Genomic DNA, 15,407 nt, shown 5'->3' on the forward strand with positions numbered 1-15,407 from the left:
TTTGCCGCCAGCTTCCTTCAGATTCCACTTCGCAATGGACACCCTTGCTCTTGGCTAGTGGTTGGCGATTACAAACCCCCACAGTGGACTTTCACCACCTAGTTAGTTACCATGCACGGCACACAATGAAAAAGAGGAGTCCCTCTGGACTCCTCTTCTACTGTTAAAATCATCATTTTGACCTGGAAAGAACAAAACTAATTGTATCTATGCTGGCTTTTTAGCACTTTCAGCATTCTCACTCTCTATCTCTCTCTTCATCAAATCAACCACTACTGGAGTAGCGATATAAATGGAAGAGTAAGTACCCACAATGATACCAACCAACAAAGCAAACGAGAATCCTCTAAGCACTTCTCCACCAAAGATCAATAGTACAAGTACTACAATCAAAGTAGTGAATGAAGTAATCAATGTTCTAGCCATAGTCTGATTGATGGCATCGTTGAACATTTTCACTAGCTTGGAAGTACCTCTATTTTCAATATTTTCCCTGATTCTATCAAATACAATCACAGTATCATTGATAGAGTAACCTACCACAGTTAAGACTGCTGCAATAAATACCTGATCAATCTCAAAAGTAGCACCTAAAGCACTCGCAATAGCAAAAGCTGCAATCACAAAGAATACATCATGAATCAAGGCAATGATGGAGCCTAAGGAGAACTGCCACTTACGGAATCTCAACAAGATGTATAAGAATATTGCAATCAAAGCGAAGAACATAGCTTCTGCCGATGAAGTCTTGATGTCGTCAGCTACAGTAGCCCCTACTTTGGATGTACCTGTAATTGAGAACTGACCATCACTCATATTTTCAGCATCTCTAGTATAGCTCAATCCAGTAACTGTAGCTATACCTTCTCTTACTTTCGTTTCTACTTCGGCATTTGAAGCATCATCATCTTCATTGATCAAGTATGAAGTAGTTACTTTCAGAATGTTGTTACCCCCGAAAGTCTTCACTTCAACTGAACCGTCAAACTCTCCATCCAAACCTACTTTCAAATCTGATGTAGCGACTGGCTGTGTAAACTCAACGATATATGATCTACCTCCTGTAAAATCTACCCCAAACTTAAGCCCATTGATCAAGGCTACCGCCAAACCAATAATGATAAAACCTGTAGAGAAAAGATAAGCAATTTTACGCTTACTTAAGAAATCAATATTCAACTCGCTCAAGACATTTTTTGCAAGTGGTGAAGAGAAGGAGATACTTGCTTTATCACCTTTTCCTTTGCTCATCCAGTACACAATCACTCTTGTGATAAATACCGCAGAGAAGAAAGAGGAAGCTATACCAATCATCAATACGATTGCAAAACCTTTTACTGGACCTTGACCCAAAGCATATAGGATAGCACCAGTCAAGAATGTAGTCACATTTGAATCTAGAATTGCAGAGAATGCTTTTCCATAACCTTCGTTGATCGCTGCTAGCAATCCTGAACCATTACGTAACTCTTCTTTGATCCTCTCAAATATCAAGACGTTTGCATCAATCGACATACCTATGGTCAATACAATACCTGCAATACCTGGAAGGGTTAGTGCAGCGCCAAGCTGTGCCAAGATACCCAAGATAAAGAATACGTTGAATACCAACGCTGCAATAGCCACAAATCCACCTTTGGAGTAGTAAGCTACCATGAACAACACTACCAATACCAAGCCTGCAATCATTGAAATCACACCTTGGTTACTTGCTTCTTTACCTAAAGTAGGCCCCACAAACGCCTCTTCTACAATCTTGGTTGGTGCAGGTAAGCTACCTGACTTAAGGATGTTAGCCAAATCTTTAGCTTCTTCCAAACTGAAGTTACCTGTGATTTCAGATTGACCAGAAGGAATTTCACCTTGAACAGTAGGTGCTGTGTACACATAATCGTCAAGCACTACTGCAATACTTTTACCAATATTCTCACCAGTAACTTTTCTCCATTTTCTAGCACCATCTGCATTCATTTGCATGCTGACAGCTGGTCTAGATGTTTGATCCAAAGTTTGTCTAGCATCTGTGATCACATCACCTTCCATTAGGGCTTGGTCAGAGTTACGCGGTACCCTGATACCGTAAAGCTGCAATAGCTCCATGTTGTCACTCTTGGTTGGCTTCACCGCCCAAAGGAATTTCACATCTCTAGGAAGCAAAGACTTCACATCCTCTCTCGCTAGGATTCTATTGATAGTCACAGTATCCCTCATTTCATAGACTAAGGCATAATTAGCTTTGGTCAATGCAAAGATTGGTGACACTTCAGATGAGAAATCTGAATCCTCATTGTCTGACAATTGTCTTTCTAGGTCTGAAGTACTGTCTTCAGCAGCCTCAGCATCGTCTGAATCCTCTTCTGTTTTTTCTTGAACAGGAGTTGTTTCGCCTTTCTTGGTTTTAGTTTCAGCCACTAGCATTGAGTTCACAGCTTCAAGCTCACCTAAGTAATCATTGATCTCAGCAACTTCCCAAAACTGTAGCTTAGCCACTCCTTGAAGCAAGTTTCTCACACGTTCCTGATTGTCCACACCTGGAAGTTCGATTTGAATTCTACCTGTTCCTTGGATTCTTTGGATATTTGGCTGCGATGTACCAAATCTATCTACCCTTGTTCTCAAGATATTAAATGATCTTTCAATAGCATTCTCGATCTCTGCATCGATGATCCCTAAGATATCAGAATCAGAAGACTCTAGAGAGATTCTTCCTCTATTAGCAGCGGTAGCAAATACTGTGTTAAGCTTTTTGCCTCCAGATTTAGCTTGCCAAGCATTATTGAAAAGATCTACAAATTTTTGATTCGAGGTTTTAGCAGCTTCAGTTGCCTCTTCTAGGGCAGCATTGAACATTGGGTCTTTACTGTTACCAGCAAGTCCTTTGACAATCTCCACTGGAGAAACCTCAAGAGTGACGTGCATACCACCTTGAAGGTCAAGACCAAGACCAAGCTCAGTTTCTTTGATTTCTTTGTATGTGAAATTTGCACCCAAGAAGTTGTATACTGGCTCTCTGTAAATGGAGTCCAAGTAAGCTTGCTTCTTGTTGAAATCGACATTACCCACTTCATCAGTGGCATATTCAACAGCCTTTTGCTGGATGTTGCTTGATACAAATGTGAATGACAAATAGTAAAGGCAAAGCGCCGTCACAATGACTGTCAAAAACACAATAACACCTTGGTTACGCATAGTAATAGTATAATTATAGATTGATTTTTTTGAAATGGATAAATGGACTTAAGGCTACATCATGAAGATGAAGCTTCAAAAGTAAAATGGAGAAGGTTTTTGCTTAGGGTGCGTTGGTCGAGATGATTCTTTCAAAAAGTACTTCCCTAAATGTAAGGTTACTTACAATGCTTAGATTTGAAATGAATGTGGAAATCCTTTCAAAATCAAGGATTTCATAAATAATGTAGAAAGTGGATTGTGCTATTGTAGTCACAAATGGAACTACAGCATCTACCGCTACATCTAAAAAGGTTTGGTTTGGATTAGTTTCTTTGGCATCAGCTGAAGACTCAGACTTCGTTTGATCTCCTTGATCATCGCTAGGCAAGTATTCCATTCCAGACACCAACATGCAAAAAAACATGACCATCACCAAAGTGATGCGCTGTCTGATTAGGCTGGATTTCTGGTTTACTTGTTTCATTATGCGACAAATATATGAAAAAATGTATATTTTAATCAATTTGACTTGCTAAAATTATTGCATTCTTGATTTTAACGCACTCAAAATGACTAGATTCTAGCCCTCATATACGTTTTGATTACATCTAATGCCTTTTCAAAACTCCTATTGTTTGGCACAATGATATCTGCATCATGCTTGAATGGCTCAATGTACTTTTCGTAAGTTGGCATCACATGGCTCTCGTACCTGTACAATACATCATCCAAATCATAACCACGCTCTACTTTATCCCTTACGATTCTTCTTTTGAGCTTGATGTATTCTTTGGCATCTATAAATACTTTCAGATCAAGTAAATTGGCAAGCTCTGGGTAGTATAGTACAAAAATACCCTCCACCACCACCACAGGTGACGGGGCAAATTCTAATGTTTTTGGTTTTTTGTTGGGATTGTTAAAAGTATACTCTTGCCTGTAGACAGTCTCACCTGCTTGAATCTTCTTGATATCAGCAGCGTATTCTTCAAAATCTATGGAGTTTGGGGTATCAAAATTGTGCACACCCTTATCATCAATAGGTTGCTGATGTCTTGGCTTGTAATAATTGTCCTGTGAAATCAGGCACACTTGATTGGGCTCGAATGAATGGAGAAGCTTGTCTAGAAAAAGTGTCTTTCCAGAAGCACTTCCACCAGTAATTCCAACAATAAACGGTTTACTCATAAGGGACAAAATTAATGAATTATTTCAAAAACTTAACCAAAGCCTCTACAGCTTTACCTCTATGGCTTATTTTATTCTTTTCTTCCATGCTTAATTCGGCAAAAGTTTTATCATAGTCTTCTGGCCTAAAAATAGGATCATAGCCAAAACCTCCTTCTCCTGTACGCTTATCCAAAATCACCCCATCTGCCTGACCTTCAAAGCTATGCTCTTTACCATCCAAGATCAATGCAATCACAGTTCTAAATCTAGCCTTGCGATTTGAAACTCCCTCCAGGTTGCTAAGTAACTTGTCGATATTTCTCTCATCACTTCTAGGCTCACCTGCATACCTGCCTGAATATACTCCTGGAGCGCCATCTAGTGCTTCTACCTCAAGACCTGTATCATCTGCAAAACAATCTACCCCATAATTTTCCTTTACATATCTCGCCTTTTGGAAGGCATTGTGATCCAAAGTGTCCCCAGTCTCTGGCAATTCCTCTTGACAACCTATCTCTTCGAGCGAAACTATCGTAAAAGACGACCCTAAAGCAGCCTTCACTTCTTCTATCTTTTTCTTGTTATTGGTCGCAAAGCATATTTTCATTCGGTAAATTTAAATACAAAATCTTCGAGAGGCAACTTGGACTTTAATTAGAGTCAAGCTTCAATTTAATTTATCATTTAATTACGGTGTGAAAAATTTTTCAACATTGATTCAAAATAAACTGGGTATACAGAGGCAATACAATTCCATCGGTTCATCAAATTATTTTTTTTGGTTTTTTATTATTTCATTCCAACCTTTTGATAAAAAGAAGACTCTTTAATTTGAATATGACAAAATTATACACTAGCGAAGAAGATCTGATTAAAGCCTGCAAAGCTCAAAATACACAGGCGCAGTTTTTCCTCTTTGAGAATTATAAAATAGCCATGTTCAATTTAATCTACCGAATATGTAATGATTACGATCAGGCCAATGATCACTTGCAAGAAGGATTTATCGAGGTGTTTAGAAATATCAAAAACTTCCGAGAAGAATCCACATTGGGAGCTTGGATCAAATCAATAATGATTCGCAAAACACTGAAAGGAATCAGTTCAAAAATAAAATTTGAAAAACTAAATGAGCAAATACAAGCTAATGATTTGTTACTCGACCAGTGGATAGATGGAGAAATGCTCGATAAAGCCATTCGAAACTTGCCTGAATCTAGTCGTACTGTATTTGTGCTTTACGAAATCGAAGGTTATTCGCACGATGAAATTTCAAAAATGCTAAAAGTGAGCACAGGAACTTCAAAGTCACAACTTCACTATGCAAAAAAAATATTACAGAAATCACTAAGTAAAAACTAATATTCCAAATGAAAGACCCTAAGAATGATTCTTGGAAAAACCGCTTAAAAGAGCACATTCCAGATGAGAATGCATGGAACAGGATCTTGGAAAAACAAGCATTGGATCAGCAAGTATCAGATCTAAAAAATCAGCTCCCAAAATTTTCTCCAAAAGAAAGCCTTTGGCTTGGGATTCAAAAAGGGATCGAGCCCAAAAGTCAATTCATTGTATATTATAAATTATCAGCAGCAGCTCTTTTCCTTCTAGGAATCTGGGGGATGCTTTTAGCAATTATGGGTAAGGAAAATTTTGAAGGAAAATACTTATTGACAGACATTTCAAATACGGAATTCAACATCCAAACTCTGACCAAAGCTCAAGAAAAAGTAGTTGGTAACGTTGAAAGTTTTAACAATGCAAAAAAAGAAAGTGCACCCACTGAGGAACTGGTTCAAACTGTGGAGAAAGAAGAAATAGTGGAAACAATTGAAATTGACATCTCCATCTTTGATTTACATATATCTGATATACACGAAGATAAATCAGAACCAGTATTTGACAAAAAAACAGAAATCAAAGGGAGTAAAAAAACCATTACGGTCAATTGGGAAGAGCCTAACAGAGGTATCAAGATTGATGGTTTTAACGTGGATCTTTCTGAAAAAGAGCTAAAAGCTATCCAAGAACTAAATATTAGAAAAAAAGGCAAGCTAAGGCTACAAGTCAATGAGCTTACAGCCCGACTTTACGAAAAATAAAACAGCTGAATTTCTAAATCCTGTGCACAGGGATCATTTCAACTAAACAAACAATCCAATGAAAAAAATCATCATAACAATCTTATTTTGTAGCTTTAGTTACATTGCACAGGCACAACTAAAGAGTAATACTCCAAAGTATATTATTTCATTCATAAACTTTGCTGAAAAAAACCCAGATTACTTTACCGATACTTTGGTTTTCGTAATGCCAAACAATGGTAAAGTAGAAGCTATTTTCAACAGCGAAGATTATCAAAAAGAAGAGGTAGAAGAAAAAATGTTCAATACTCTAAAATCAGCAAAAAACATCAAAGAAAATGAAGTCAGAACATATTATTTACATTCTAATTGGCTTAAAAACACGCTTCCTATGGCTCTAGTGGATATCAACGTCCAATACGTGCCTTACAAACCCGATTTTACGCTAGGTCTCCCTTTTGGCCTAGACTATATAGGTGGTAAATTTGCTCCTGAGATGGGGTTTAGAGCTGTAGTAAACTTGAAAAAAGTTGGTCTAGGAGCCTCTTTTACAAATTCGTTTTTCTTCTCTGACAAACCTGATGGTGGTGTAAATGTATTCCATAACCCATTCGTAAATGCAGAAATTGTGCTAAGCCCAAGTAGCGCCCCTTGGAATACAATTCAGGTTGGTTATCTATTGAATAATTCAGGACCAGTTTTTCAAGGTGAGACAATTAAATTAGCCTATAGATATCATATCAAAGGCAACTTTCAACTGAATGCAGGCTTCATTATCACTGACAATATTAAAACAATTATCCCAACTGTTGGATTTCGATTCTTTTGATTCTTGTTTCCGGCCTCTAATCTTCCCTGGGTTAAAAGCCCAGGGCTATTATATCTGTCGTCCTTACAGGACTTGTTTGTTTTCCGGATTTATCAATATGATATTTTCTTTAACACACTACTGTCGCGTCTCTTGTTTCTTATTTCCTCCTTCATCCTTCTAATTCCCCTCTTCTCATTATCCTTTCTTCTCCACAAGCAAACCGGTAATTTCATTCATGGCTTTCACTTTATATTCAAAATCACCTTTGAGCGTATCACGGTATGCATTGAGGTTCTCAAGCAAGTCGTCTACTTCTTCTGGGAGTACTTCTTCCAGAAGCTGTCTAAGTCTTTTGGCTGTTGTAGGCGATTTGCCATTGGTGCTTATAGCAATCTTCAAGTTTCCTTTTGTCACAATTCCACCCAAATAAAAATCACATAGCTCTGGTGTATCAGCCACATTTACAAGGAGGAACCTCTCTTTTGCCTCATCACGAATTTGCTTGTTGATATCAGGAAAATTAGTGGCCGCAATCACAATGTGCTTGCCTCCAAGGTATTTTTCATGATACTCATCTTGAATTAATGTGACATTAGCTGCTGACTCCGCTATTTCCAAAAACTCAGCATTGAATTCCTTTGAAACTGCTGTCACCTGAGCTTCAGGACTACTTTTGAGTAGAAAAGTCAATTTTTCAGTCCCCACAAACCCTCCACCAACTAGCAGAAAATTGAGTTCATGCGCTTTAAGGAAGATAGGATATAATTGATTTTTAGACATGAGATATGGGATGCTTGATAACTTATCCGCTGTGGCGGATGAGACTTTAGATTTTAGATGCTTTGCAAAGAGAGACCATTGTTAGAAATATGCCTTCGGCGAAATATTTTGAAATAGAAATCGATGAATATTTGCCATGGGATATTGAAATACAATCCAAGAAACTGGATAGAAATAAAAAAGCTTGAGAGCTAGGATGAAGTATTTCTATCTTATTTCAATTTATTTCTCCTGTATTTCAATAATATACCCCCCTTTGGGTTGTGTCCTCACAAGCCAAAACATACATATATTGGCGAGAAAATATCCCCAATTTATCAAACTCTATTGACTTCAACGTTTACCACTTCACCATAAATCTCCTTCAGTCTATAGCTTTCTTTGACAACTTCACCAATGATGATAATGGCTGGAGCACCTATACCCTCAATTGCTGCTTTTTCTTGGATATCACTGATAGTACCTGCGACAAGTTTTAGGTCTTTGGTAGTACCACTTTGAATGATTGCTATTGGGAGTTCAGCTTTGAAATTTTGCTTGTAAATATGGACAATCTCAGTCAGTTTTTTGGTTCCCATCAGAACTACAACTGTTGCAGTAGATTGTGCTGCAAGTGCGATATCTCTAGAGATCTCTCCTGAAGAAGTCGTACCTGTGATCACCCAAAAGCTCTCAGAAATACCTCTTTTGGTCACTGGTATGCCTACAGATGCAGGCACAGCTACAGAAGAACTTATCCCCGAAACAACCTCTGTGGGGATTCCGAAGGCTTCAATATAATCAATTTCCTCGGAACCTCTTCCAAATACAAATGGATCTCCACCTTTTAACCTAACCACATGGCCATATTTTAAGGCGTATTCTACGCAAAACCTATTGGTATCTTCCTGAGGGCAGGAATGCTTACCTACTCTTTTGCCTACATATATTTTGATAGCCTTGTCGGGAGCATGCTTGAGCAAAACTGGATCTATCAAGGCATCATAAAGGACCACATCTGCTTTGTTGATCGCCAAAATCCCCTTTAGCGTGATTAGCTCTGGATCACCAGGCCCAGCTCCTACAAGGGTTACTTTAGGTTTGATATCATTTCTCATGCTTGTACTTCTTTAGCCCTATAATCACTGATTGTGTCAAAAACCTGTTGCGCTTGAGCAAAATAACTCAAAGCAAATGTCTCTGAAGGTTCATTTTCCTTTATCTGATAGGTTATAGCTTCAATTGAAGCTCCCAAATCAATCTTTCCTGATTCAGTAAACACCTCATCATATTGTTTCAATATACTCGCATGTGAGTTGGTACTCACTCCTTCAGCGAGTAAGATAGCTTTTGCTGTATTTACAAGACCTGCATAAGTATGATAAATGGCATCCGACCAAGCTTTTGCTTGAAGACTCTCTTCGGCATTTGCTATCTTTTCTCTTGCTTCTAGCAAAAGGGTAGAAACCAAATCTATAATCACTCCAGCACATTCACCTACACCGATTTCTTTTACGTAAGGATCATTATTTCCCCAATCTATAAAATCACTCTCCACTACATCATCGATGCTAGCTATGTCTTTTAGAATTTCATAGAAATACATCTGGCCTTGTCTATCATAATATGCCAAAAACGATTCTGCTTCTTGTGCATTTGATTCAAAATCATCTAGTAAAATCCTCAAGGCTTGGGGGCCTCTTTTACTTGGAATTTTGATCACTTTATCAGCAAATCTACCCGTACCATCTCCGAGAGTTCCTCCACCTAAGAGAACTTGCAAAGCTGGAAGCACATTTTTACCAGCCTTGATAGACATTCCTTGAAACCCAATTGAAGCCATATTATGCTGACCACAGGCATTCATGCACCCAGAAATCTTTATGGTAAGGTCTTTATTGTTGAGGTATTTTGGGTATTCTTTGAATATCACCTCCTCCAATATGGCTGCTGCTCCAGTACTGGAAGCAATACCTAAGTTACAAGTATCCGTGCCTGGACATGCTGTAATGTCTCCGAACGTATTATAACCCCTTTCTACAAAGCCTAACTTTTTCAATTCCTGATAGAAAAATGAAATTTGCTCAATCCGCACATCCCTTATTAGGATATTTTGTCTCAGTGTAAACCTGATTTCGTTATTTGCATGGTTTTTTACTAAATCAGCCAAAAGTCTAGCTTTGTCTGTATAGAAATCTCCCAATTTCACCTTAATACCTATCGCTACAAACCCTTCCTGTTTTTGCGGAATGATATTGGTCAATTTCCATTGCTCATAAGCCAAATCTGCTGGCTCATCGACCTGAATGATTTCATTATAAGGAAGTGCCTGAGCTGCCTCATAGGCTGTGTGATCAATAGGATAGGTTTTGAAAGGCAGGGATTTTTCTTCTTCTTGAACCAAACTCAAAAAAGCATCTAGCCCAAGATCTTTGACCAAAAACTTCATCCTTGCCTTCATTCTTTTGGCTCTTTCACCAAACCTATCAAAGATTCTAATCACACTTTCTATAAATGGGATTAACTTTTCTGTTGGTAAAAACTCATACACGGCATCCGCGTGTCTTGGCTGTGAACCAAGCCCTCCACCAAGAAGCACTTTGAAGCCTCTGACCTCCTTACCGTCAATATTTTTTATCTTAGGAATCACCCCAATATCATGAAGGTATGCAAGTGCTGTATCTTCGTCACTTGATGAAAATGCGATTTTAAACTTTCTCCCCATCTCTTGAGAGATAGGATTTCTCAAGAAATACTTAAAAGTAGCATCAGCATAAGGTGTCACATCGAATGGCTCATTTGGATCAATACCCGCCATTTCTGATGCTGTCACATTTCTTACTGTATTACCACATGCTTCTCTGATGGTTACATCGTCTTTTTCAAGCTCTGCCCATAGTTCAGGAGTTTGATCTATTTTCACATAATGGATCTGAATATCCTGACGTGTCGTAATATGTAGTCTTCCTGTAGAGTACTTATCTGATACTTCTGAGATTCTATGCAATTGCTCAGAACTCACCCTTCCATAAGGGAGCTTGATCCGAATCATCTGAACACCTGGCTGTCTCTGCCCATATATCCCACGGGCAAGCCTCAAGCTTCTGAATTTTTCATCATCAATCTTCCCATCCTTGAAAAGAGCGATTTTCTTTTCCAATTCGATGATATCTTTCTCTACTATTGGATTCTCTATTTCTGTTCTAAAGCTTTGCATCGTATTTTATTCAATAGGTCTTTTTGTTGTACAAAGTACTGGAGTACGATGTACGAAGCATAGTCAAATTGCTGTAGTAATTGATTTGTTAACTTGTAATTGAGATTTCTAAGTCTCAATCCAATATCTACCTTCTCAAATCTCAATCAATAAACCCAACACTCACTGTATCAAATGATCCCTCATCAATAAGAATGAAGCTACCAGTTGATTTGTTCTGTAAATATGGGTCGAAGTGAATTGGCTTACTTAGCTTGAAAGTTACCTTTCCAATGTCATTTAGCCTGAGCTGATCTACGGCTTCTTCACCTGAGAAGTCTGTATGAATCTTGGCTTGGATTTGATCTACTTTTGCCAAGACACTGTTGACGCCATGTTGTAGCGTATATTTATCCCCTACTCTAAGAGGCTTGTTGTTCACCTGACAGATAGTTGCGATGATAGACTTCTCTGATTTTGGTAGCTCTGAAGACCTCACGATCATATCACCTCTACTTACATTCACTTCATTTTCTAAAGTTATCGTAACAGCTGAACCAGCTATGGCTTCTTCAATCTCATTTTCGAAGAAATGTATAGACTTGATCTTAGATTCAGTAAATGAAGGCAAGACAGTGATCAGGTCTCCCTTTTTCAGGTTGCCACCATATACTTTGCCTGCAAATCCCCTGAAGTCATGATATGCCTCCGTCTTTGGCCTGATCACAAACTGTACAGGAAATCTTGCAGTACTACTTTCTTGCAAATCGCTCGGCTCTAACACTTCCAAATGGTCTAGCAAGGTGTTTCCAACATACCAGCTCATCATTACCGATTTTTGAGAGACATTTTCTCCCTTTAAGGCTGAGATAGGAATGAAGGTAATCTGATCTGCACTAAAATCACTTTTCTCTACCAAAGCTTCAAAATCTGACCTGATTTTCAAGTACACCTCTTCATCATAATCCACTAAGTCCATTTTGTTCACAGCAACGACTACGTGACTTAATCTTAGTAAATTACTGATGAAAAAATGCCTATATGTCTGCTCAATCACTCCCTTACGAGCATCTATAAGAATGATCGCTACTTGGGAAGTAGAGGCGCCAGTCACCATATTACGTGTGTATTCAACATGCCCAGGAGTATCTGCTACGATGAAATTGGTCTTATCAGTATTGAAATAGATATGAGCTACGTCTATCGTAATACCTTGCTCACGCTCTGCAACAAGCCCATCAGTTGCTAGAGAAAAATCAAGGTAATCATAGCCTTTTTGCTTGCTATTTCTTTCTATCGCCTCAAGCTTATCGGTAGTCAATGAGCCTGTGTCATACAGCAACCTTCCGATAAGTGTACTCTTACCATCATCCACAGAACCTGCTGTAGCTATTTTTATCAATTTTCTATTTTCAGTCATCTTAGTATCTTTTTTCTAACAAAACCAGCAGAGAAAAAGCCCGCAAAGCCTTGATTTTTGTAACACTTTACTTTCTATTTTTGACAGTCTTACATTCTGATCTATCTTGATTGGATCTGTACTATACTCACTTTGACAGTTTTCTCTTGGCTCTTGTTTCTAATCTCTCGCTTTTAAAAGTACCCTACTTTCTTTCGCTTTTCCATGGCTGCTTCTGAGCGCTTATCGTCGATCCTAGCTCCTCTTTCCGAAATGGTCGATTGCCTGATTTCTTCAACGACAGCCTCCAAAGTATCGGCTTCTGACAGAACCGCTGCTGTACAAGTCATGTCTCCCACCGTTCTGAATCTCACCATTCGCTCTACTACTTCTTCCGAATGATCTCTATAGACATGCTGGTTTGCAGTCCATACCATACCATCCCTGAAGAAGACCTCTCTCTTGTGTGCAAAATATATGGAAGGAATCTTGATTTGCTCATTTTTTATATATTCCCATACATCCAATTCAGTCCAGTTAGAAATTGGGAACACACGTACATTTTGTCCTTGATGAATTCTACCATTGAGCATATCAAACAATTCTGGTCTCTGGTTTTTTTCATCCCATTGACCAAAGTCATCTCGTACCGAAAAAACTCTCTCCTTGGCTCTTGCCTTTTCTTCATCCCTTCTTGCTCCACCAATACATGCATCGAACTTAAACTCCTCTATAGCATCCAGTAGCGTCGTGGTCTGCAAGGTATTTCTACTAGCATACCTACCTCTCTCTTCTGTTACTTTACCCTGATCTATAGAGTCTTGCACATTTCTTACGATAAGCTCTAGACCAAGCTCCTCAACTAATTGATCTCTGAATGCTATCGTTTCAGGGAAATTATGCCCTGTATCTATGTGTAAAAGTGGAAATGGAATCCTTGCTGGGTAAAAAGCCTTCTGGGCCAATCTCACCAAAGTAATAGAATCCTTTCCTCCAGAAAAAAGTAAAACTGGTTTTTCAAACTGAGCCGCCACTTCTCTCAAAATGTGTATCGATTCAGCTTCTTTAGGGTTTGGAATATATTGATTTGACATGATAGCTAGTTTAATGTTTCGATTTGGTTTGTTTAACTCCTTGTTCTGGAAATTGTCATCTCGCGTGAAGTCCGCACTCTTTTTTGGAATCTTCCCACCACCACCTCCCTGCTCTGGGATCTTCCCCTTCTGAGATCGCTCTTGTACAAGGCGCACATCCAATGCTGATGAAGCCTTTGTCATGAAGCGGGTTGTAGGGTATCTTTTTTTCATCAATATATTGAAGCATCTGCTCATAAGACCAATCAAGCAATGGGTTGTATTTGATGATACCATTAGTTTCATCCCATTCAAGCTTTCTCATATCGCTTCTGTTAGGGCTTTGCTCTGCACGAAGGCCTGTGACCCAGATACAATTACCAAGCAAGGCCTTTTGAAGCGGTTCTACTTTTCTAACAAAACAACAAGACTTTCTATGCTCAATAGACTCATAAAATCCATTGATCCCATGATCTTTGACCAATTGTTCGACCGAACTTCTCTCTGGGTACCGAAGGTCAATCCGCTTTTTGTACTTGCTCTCGGTCCTTGCCAACAAATCCAATGTCTCTGGAAATAGCCTTCCAGTATCCAATGAAAAAATATGGATAGGAATAAGGTTATCAGCAATCATCTGTGTGATCACTTGATCCTCCTGCCCCAAAGAAGTAGAAAAAACTACTTTGCCTCGGAATAAGTCTGAAAGAAATAGTAGGCCTTCCACTGGGGATAATCCGTCTATTTTTTCTCTTAAATCATGCAAGTTCTCTTGTAAGCTCATCTTTTTTAGGTTTTGTCAATTTCTCCCATACACGCTCATGGAAGTAATAAAGAATGATCTTGCTCATCACTTCTATAGATCCTATAGATACAGCCATCTTTAGCTGTCCGGTGATAAAATAGGATATCACGATCGTGTCTACCGTACCTACTAACCTCCAAGAGATTGACTTCACAATACTCTTGAAGTTGCTGTCCTTTCCTGTTTTATCTTCAAACCACTTTTTGATCGGTTGATCCAGAATCATAAGTATTTTAATTCATGATGAATTACAAAAGTATGTAAAGTCTATAAATAAAGTAGGGTAAATAGGCAAAAAATTTTTACTCTTTATCAAGTATATCTGCTAATGATTTGTTTTCCAGAACATTAAGCATTTCATCTCTTACCTGAATCATCACTTTATTTAAGCCGCATTTCCCTTCATCTTGACACTCAATACATGGTTCATAGTAATTCAAGCTTACGCAAGGTAGTAAAGCAATAGGGCCATCTAGTAGCCTTATCACTTTCGATAGCGCAACATCCTTGGGTTCTTTGATCAGATAATAGCCCCCACCTTTTCCTTTCTTTGAGCCAAGAATACCCGCTTTTTTCAATTCCAGTAGAATGTTTTCCAAAAATTTATGGGAAATACCATATTCTGCTGCAATATCTTGAATCAAAACTGTTTTTTGATCCCTATTTTTGCCCAAATAGGTTAGGGCATGAAAAGCATATTTGGTTTTTTTGGATAGCATAAAACAAAAATAGCCTTTTTCTTTGATTTGAAAAGGGGAAACTAATGCTTGTTGGTTTCCGAAGGAAAAATTTAAGCCAAAAAAATAGGCTTTACCTAACCCTACTTTGTCATGTTTCTGGGGATCTGTTTAAATTTCTTTGAATCTGGCGTCGATAAGCATAAAGGTGTTTGAGACAATAATCCATGGTACTCTCAAGGTTTTCCCACCTGCTAGAGATAGT

15 protein-coding genes are annotated in these 15,407 nt (G+C 38.5%); 3 read left to right on the forward strand and 12 right to left on the reverse strand.

Going from position 1 to position 15,407, the window contains the following annotated elements; translation table 11 throughout:
* Positions 1-207 precede the first annotated feature (207 nt).
* The 4 genes from secDF to MM239_RS19255 form a co-directional block, all read right to left on the reverse strand.
* Positions 208-3,189 (reverse strand): protein translocase subunit SecDF, encoded by a 2,982-nt coding sequence (gene secDF / locus MM239_RS19240; protein ID WP_241349958.1) that lies wholly within the window; start codon positions 3,187-3,189, stop codon positions 208-210.
* A gap of 103 nt (positions 3,190-3,292) precedes the next feature.
* The gene (locus tag MM239_RS19245) at positions 3,293-3,655 is read right to left on the reverse strand and encodes a hypothetical protein (RefSeq protein WP_241349959.1); all 363 of its coding nucleotides are present in this window, start codon (positions 3,653-3,655) and stop codon (positions 3,293-3,295) included.
* 89 nt (positions 3,656-3,744) lie between these two features.
* Positions 3,745-4,359, reverse strand: a complete 615-nt coding sequence (gene udk, locus MM239_RS19250; protein WP_241349960.1) for a uridine kinase — start codon at positions 4,357-4,359, stop codon at positions 3,745-3,747.
* A 19-nt stretch (positions 4,360-4,378) separates the two neighbouring features.
* Positions 4,379-4,948 (reverse strand): non-canonical purine NTP diphosphatase, encoded by a 570-nt coding sequence (locus tag MM239_RS19255; protein ID WP_241349961.1) that lies wholly within the window; start codon positions 4,946-4,948, stop codon positions 4,379-4,381.
* Between the two features lie 230 nt (positions 4,949-5,178).
* Here MM239_RS19255 and MM239_RS19260 point away from each other — a divergent pair, with 230 nt between their 5' ends.
* The 3 genes from MM239_RS19260 to MM239_RS19270 are packed head-to-tail and all read left to right on the forward strand — an operon-like array spanning position 5,179 to position 7,254.
* Positions 5,179-5,703: an RNA polymerase sigma factor gene (locus MM239_RS19260; protein ID WP_241349962.1), complete on the forward strand. Its 525-nt coding sequence runs from the start codon at positions 5,179-5,181 to the stop codon at positions 5,701-5,703.
* A gap of 8 nt (positions 5,704-5,711) precedes the next feature.
* Complete coding sequence (locus MM239_RS19265) at positions 5,712-6,443, forward strand: hypothetical protein (protein ID WP_241349963.1); 732 nt, start codon at positions 5,712-5,714, stop codon at positions 6,441-6,443.
* Positions 6,444-6,501: 58 nt separating this feature from the next.
* On the forward strand, positions 6,502-7,254 hold the full coding sequence (locus MM239_RS19270) for a hypothetical protein (protein ID WP_241349964.1): 753 nt from the start codon (positions 6,502-6,504) through the stop codon (positions 7,252-7,254).
* A 177-nt stretch (positions 7,255-7,431) separates the two neighbouring features.
* Here the strand turns inward: MM239_RS19270 and MM239_RS19275 are convergent, their stop codons facing one another.
* From MM239_RS19275 to MM239_RS19310, 8 genes are all read right to left on the reverse strand, one after another.
* Entirely contained in the window at positions 7,432-8,016 is a 585-nt protein-coding gene (locus tag MM239_RS19275; RefSeq protein WP_241349965.1) for a precorrin-2 dehydrogenase/sirohydrochlorin ferrochelatase family protein, read from the reverse strand.
* 317 nt (positions 8,017-8,333) lie between these two features.
* A complete protein-coding gene (gene cobA, locus MM239_RS19280; protein ID WP_241349966.1) occupies positions 8,334-9,113 on the reverse strand; it encodes a uroporphyrinogen-III C-methyltransferase in 780 nt (259 codons plus the stop codon).
* Positions 9,110-11,212 (reverse strand): HEPN domain-containing protein, encoded by a 2,103-nt coding sequence (locus MM239_RS19285; RefSeq protein WP_241349967.1) that lies wholly within the window; start codon positions 11,210-11,212, stop codon positions 9,110-9,112. Before MM239_RS19285 ends, cobA begins: the two co-directional genes overlap by 4 nt.
* A gap of 142 nt (positions 11,213-11,354) precedes the next feature.
* A complete protein-coding gene (locus MM239_RS19290; protein ID WP_241349968.1) occupies positions 11,355-12,611 on the reverse strand; it encodes a sulfate adenylyltransferase subunit 1 in 1,257 nt (418 codons plus the stop codon).
* 173 nt (positions 12,612-12,784) lie between these two features.
* Positions 12,785-13,684: a sulfate adenylyltransferase subunit CysD gene (cysD, locus tag MM239_RS19295; RefSeq protein ID WP_241295874.1), complete on the reverse strand. Its 900-nt coding sequence runs from the start codon at positions 13,682-13,684 to the stop codon at positions 12,785-12,787.
* 55 nt (positions 13,685-13,739) lie between these two features.
* Complete coding sequence (locus MM239_RS19300) at positions 13,740-14,444, reverse strand: phosphoadenylyl-sulfate reductase (protein ID WP_241349969.1); 705 nt, start codon at positions 14,442-14,444, stop codon at positions 13,740-13,742.
* Positions 14,419-14,691, reverse strand: a complete 273-nt coding sequence (locus MM239_RS19305; RefSeq protein ID WP_241349970.1) for a DUF2061 domain-containing protein — start codon at positions 14,689-14,691, stop codon at positions 14,419-14,421. The genes MM239_RS19300 and MM239_RS19305 overlap by 26 nt, the downstream gene beginning before the upstream one ends.
* Before the next feature lie 76 nt (positions 14,692-14,767).
* Positions 14,768-15,184 (reverse strand): RrF2 family transcriptional regulator, encoded by a 417-nt coding sequence (locus MM239_RS19310; protein ID WP_241295640.1) that lies wholly within the window; start codon positions 15,182-15,184, stop codon positions 14,768-14,770.
* Between the last annotated feature and the right edge of the window lie 223 nt (positions 15,185-15,407).

It is taken from the genome of Belliella filtrata (assembly GCF_022549775.1).
GTDB lineage: Bacteria > Bacteroidota > Bacteroidia > Cytophagales > Cyclobacteriaceae > Belliella > Belliella filtrata.

Excerpts from the sequence above, each read along its gene's own strand:
- MM239_RS19255 (WP_241349961.1), bottom strand. The coding sequence starts at position 4,948 with ATGAAAATATGCTTTGCGACCAATAACAAGAAAAAGATAGAAGAAGTG.
- MM239_RS19290 (WP_241349968.1), bottom strand. The coding sequence starts at position 12,611 with ATGACTGAAAATAGAAAATTGATAAAAATAGCTACAGCAGGTTCTGTG.
- udk (WP_241349960.1), bottom strand. The coding sequence starts at position 4,359 with ATGAGTAAACCGTTTATTGTTGGAATTACTGGTGGAAGTGCTTCTGGA.
- cobA (WP_241349966.1), bottom strand. The coding sequence starts at position 9,113 with ATGAGAAATGATATCAAACCTAAAGTAACCCTTGTAGGAGCTGGGCCT.
- MM239_RS19275 (WP_241349965.1), bottom strand. The coding sequence starts at position 8,016 with ATGTCTAAAAATCAATTATATCCTATCTTCCTTAAAGCGCATGAACTC.
- MM239_RS19260 (WP_241349962.1), top strand. The coding sequence starts at position 5,179 with ATGACAAAATTATACACTAGCGAAGAAGATCTGATTAAAGCCTGCAAA.
- MM239_RS19270 (WP_241349964.1), top strand. The coding sequence starts at position 6,502 with ATGAAAAAAATCATCATAACAATCTTATTTTGTAGCTTTAGTTACATT.
- cysD (WP_241295874.1), bottom strand. The coding sequence starts at position 13,684 with ATGTCAAATCAATATATTCCAAACCCTAAAGAAGCTGAATCGATACAC.
- MM239_RS19245 (WP_241349959.1), bottom strand. The coding sequence starts at position 3,655 with ATGAAACAAGTAAACCAGAAATCCAGCCTAATCAGACAGCGCATCACT.
- secDF (WP_241349958.1), bottom strand. The coding sequence starts at position 3,189 with ATGCGTAACCAAGGTGTTATTGTGTTTTTGACAGTCATTGTGACGGCG.
- MM239_RS19285 (WP_241349967.1), bottom strand. The coding sequence starts at position 11,212 with ATGCAAAGCTTTAGAACAGAAATAGAGAATCCAATAGTAGAGAAAGAT.
- MM239_RS19305 (WP_241349970.1), bottom strand. The coding sequence starts at position 14,691 with ATGATTCTGGATCAACCGATCAAAAAGTGGTTTGAAGATAAAACAGGA.
- MM239_RS19310 (WP_241295640.1), bottom strand. The coding sequence starts at position 15,184 with ATGCTATCCAAAAAAACCAAATATGCTTTTCATGCCCTAACCTATTTG.
- MM239_RS19265 (WP_241349963.1), top strand. The coding sequence starts at position 5,712 with ATGAAAGACCCTAAGAATGATTCTTGGAAAAACCGCTTAAAAGAGCAC.
- MM239_RS19300 (WP_241349969.1), bottom strand. The coding sequence starts at position 14,444 with ATGAGCTTACAAGAGAACTTGCATGATTTAAGAGAAAAAATAGACGGA.